Here is a 1,863-nt window from a genome sequence, read left to right on the forward strand (position 1 = left end):
CGGGGCCCGAGGATGCCACTGGCATCCGGGCCTTCTTTCGTTGCGGCACGTGTTCACACGATGGCAACGAAAGAACCCTGGGAATTCCTGATGAGGTCGTCTACGGTCGAAGAGACCCCCCGTCGATCCCCCCACCCGACGATGTCCGTCGGATTCGCAGGAGACCCATGTCACCCGTGCCTTCTCGGCGACCCTCGGGCCGCACCGCGTCAGCGCTGAGCGCTGCCGTCGCCGCTGCCCTTCTCGGTTCCGCCCTCGCCGCCCCCGCCGCCACGGCCGCGCCGCTCACGCCCGTTCCCACGGCCACCGCCACGCCGACCTCGACGCCGCCCGCGGAGCCCGCTCCCGCGCAGACCGCGGCGCCAGAAGTTCCCGCGCAGACCGCGGCGCCCGAAGCCCCGGTACAGCCTGAGACCGAAGCCCCGGCGAACGCGGCGGAGGCCGCGTCCGACATCACACCGATCCGCGACATCCAGGGCGAGGGCGACAGCACCCCGCTCGACGGTCAGACCGTCACCACGCGCGGCATCGTGACCGCCGCGTACCCGACCGGCGGCTACAACGGCTTCTTCCTTCAGACCGCGGGGACTGGTGGTGAGCTGGGCGCCGAGCACACGGCATCCGATGCCATTTTCGTCTACGGCTCGCGCGCGGTCGCCGAGGTCGCGATCGGCGACTACGTCGAGGTCAGCGGCACGGTGGGTGAGTACAACGGACTCACCCAGATCACGTCGGATGCCGATCTCGTCACCGTTCTCACCGAGGAGGCGGAGCCGGTCACGGCGGCAGAGATCGACTGGCCGCGAAGCGACGAGGAGCGCGAGCGCTTCGAGGGAATGCTGCTTGCGCCGCGAGGCGACTTCACCGTCACCAATACCTACATCACGGGTCAGTACGCCGAGATCGGGCTCGCCGCGGGCACGACGCCGCTGCTCACCCCCACCGAGGTCGCTCGACCCGGCACCCCGGAGCTCGATGAGGTCGTCGCCGACAACGCCGCGCGGGGTGTGGTGCTCGACGACGGCGCGTCGCTGAACTTCCAGCGCTCCGCGACGGACGTGCCCCTGCCGTACCTGTCGCTCACCGACCCCGTGCGCGTCGGCGCCCCGGTGACGTTCACGCGTCCGGTCGTGCTCGACTACCGCTTCGACGCATGGAAGCTCCAGCCGACTCAGCAGTTGACCGTCGAGAACGCCGCCGACGTGCAGCCCGCGACGTTCGCCAACACGCGCACGGAGCGTCCGGCCGACGTCGGAGGGACGGTCCAGCTCGCGAGCTTCAACGTGCTCAACTACTTCACGACCACCGCGGAGGACGTCGGTTGCGAGTCGGTCTACACCGACCGCGAGGGCAACCCGATCACGGCGAACCGCTGCCCTGAGCCCGGTCCGCGCGGAGCGGCGAACGACGAAAACCTGCAGCGCCAGCAGGCGAAGATCGTCGCCGCGTTGAACGCGATGGATGCCGAGGTCGTCTCGCTCGAGGAGATCGAGAACTCCGCTGCCCTCGGTAAGCCCCGTGACGAGGCCCTGTCCACCCTCGTCGCCGCGCTGAACGCCGATCTCGGCGAGGACGCGTGGGCCTTCGTGCCGTCGCCGAACGCCCTTCCGGCATCGGAGGACGTCATCCGCACGGCCTTCATCTACAAGAAGGCGGCGGTCAGCCCGGTCGGCGACAGCGTCATCCTCGACGACCCGGCCTTCTCCAACGCGCGCCAGCCGCTCGCCCAGGCGTTCGCGCCCGCCGGTGGCGACGACGCCGCCTTCGTGGCCATCGTGAACCACTTCAAGTCCAAGAGCGACAGCGACCCGGCTGCCGGAGGCGACAACGCAGCCGGTGACCAGGGCGCCTTCAACGGCGACC

The 1,863-nt window shown here is 70.0% G+C and carries 1 protein-coding gene; it reads left to right on the forward strand.

Annotated features, from left to right (window positions below):
• Positions 1 to 167: 167 nt before the first annotated feature.
• Positions 168 to 1,863 (forward strand): ExeM/NucH family extracellular endonuclease (locus P2P98_RS08130; RefSeq protein ID WP_275798918.1); only part of this gene is annotated, 1,696 nt, incomplete at its 3' end.

Origin of the sequence: Microbacterium sp. Kw_RZR3 (assembly GCF_029222405.1) — a bacterium.
Classification (GTDB): domain Bacteria; phylum Actinomycetota; class Actinomycetes; order Actinomycetales; family Microbacteriaceae; genus Microbacterium.